Raw genomic sequence first — 1596 nt, forward strand, 5'->3', positions numbered from 1 at the left:
GGTCACGGGCTTGATCGCGATCGGGTGATCGTCCGTCAGCGGGAAACTTCCGCGTTCGTCAGCACGAGCAGGGCACGCAGGAGCGTTGTCGCGTGCCGGGTGTTCATGCGGACCTTGGTGAGGATCCGCCAGTTCTTCAGGTCGGCGAAGCCGTGCTCGTTGGCCGCGCGCTCGCGGCTGACCAGCCGGTTCGCCTCCTTCTGCGCCTTGGTCAGCGGATGGCCCCGGCTTGCCCTGCGGCCAGTGACGATCACCGGGTCGTCGGGGTCGTCGTCCAGGCCGACGAAGCCCAGGTCGGCCAGGGCGCCGAGACCCGCTTCGCGGAGCTTGGCGCAGATCTTGTTGTGGCGTGCGGCGGTGATCTCGCTGGAACGCCCCGGCTTCGCCGCCGAGATCCAGACCAGGTTGCCCTTCTCGTCGGTCAGCGCGAGGAACAGCAGGCCGTGGACCTTGTGCTTCCCGCTGTAGTTGGGCCGGTTCTCGTCCCCGGTGCGGCGGCGGGTCCGCACCAGCGTGCCGTCCAGCAGCACCACGACGCCACCCTTTCGGGTGATCTTCCTCAGGGCGCGGTCCAGTCTCGGGGCGCGCGCGGCGAGGAGCCCGACCACTTCCAGCAGCCAGCGGCGCACGGTGGAGGCGGACACGTCGTTGCCGCCGGCCATGTCACAAAGCCGCTGGTCGTGCCGCAGTATCGCGAGCACGATGACGGCGATCTTCCCGGGCGTGAGCTTGCGCCAGCGCGAACCGATCTTCCTCAAGTGGCCGCGGATCAGGTCGGCGACCATGTTCACGGTGGCGCTCGACAGCGACAGGCGGCACTGGTAGACAAACCCTTCAGGACCCTCGGCGGGGCTGGTCTTCTTTCGCATGGAATCCCCAACTTCCGCCGGGGGTCCCTGGGTTACGGACGGATTCGGCCGCTTCGCACGGCGGCGTCCGACATCAGCGCAAGGTGTAGCGACCCACCGGGGTCCGCTGCAGCCAGCCCCGATCCGCTAGGCGCCGCAGCTGGCCGCGCAGTGGTTCAACCTGTGCCGGCTGCATTCCCTTGCCGAGCGCCAGCGCCACATCCCCCGCCTTGACCGCTCCCTCGATCCCCGCGACGGCCTTGAGGATCGCCTGGTAGTCGGCGGGCAGCACGCCGACGTCCATGCCTTCCTCGCGGTGCGGGACCAGCAGCATCCCGCCCGCCCCGGGAGTGGTCGTGACCCGCTCCAGCTCCTCGGTCATGGCCGGGTCGTCCGCCCGGCCGGCCCGCTGAGCGTCGGCGAACTGCCCGAACACCACCTCCGCAACCTCCAGCCGTGCAACCTCCGCGTCGAGCTCGGCGAGTTCCTTCCGCAGCCGCTCGGCACGATCGGCCAGCACCAGCCGCCGCTGCATCACCCATGTCAACACGTCCACCACCAGCACGCCTCCCGTCCGAACCCTCCTCGGAGGGTAGGAGGCCTCGGCGGGCGGCACCGGGATTCGGGCGAACGGGCCGCACGGCGGACGATCTCCTGCTAACGATCAGGTTCCCGACCAGCCCGAGTGCCCCAGCTCTGTACCACGCCAGCCTCCGTGACCTGCAGTTTTCAGGATGGAACTGCCTCA

2 protein-coding genes are annotated in these 1596 nt (G+C 69.4%); both read right to left on the reverse strand.

What is annotated here, in order from left to right; genetic code table 11:
* Nucleotides 1-35: 35 nt before the first annotated feature.
* Complete coding sequence (locus ABD330_RS32220) at nt 36-869, reverse strand: transposase family protein (protein ID WP_344469865.1); 834 nt, start codon at nt 867-869, stop codon at nt 36-38.
* Between the two features lie 73 nt (nt 870-942).
* Nucleotides 943-1413, reverse strand: a complete 471-nt coding sequence (locus ABD330_RS32225) for a non-structural maintenance of chromosomes element 1 family protein (RefSeq protein WP_344469866.1) — start codon at nt 1411-1413, stop codon at nt 943-945.
* Nucleotides 1414-1596: the final 183 nt, after the last annotated feature.

This window comes from Kitasatospora kazusensis (genome assembly GCF_039529945.1).
Taxonomy (GTDB): Bacteria; Actinomycetota; Actinomycetes; order Streptomycetales; family Streptomycetaceae; genus Kitasatospora; species Kitasatospora kazusensis.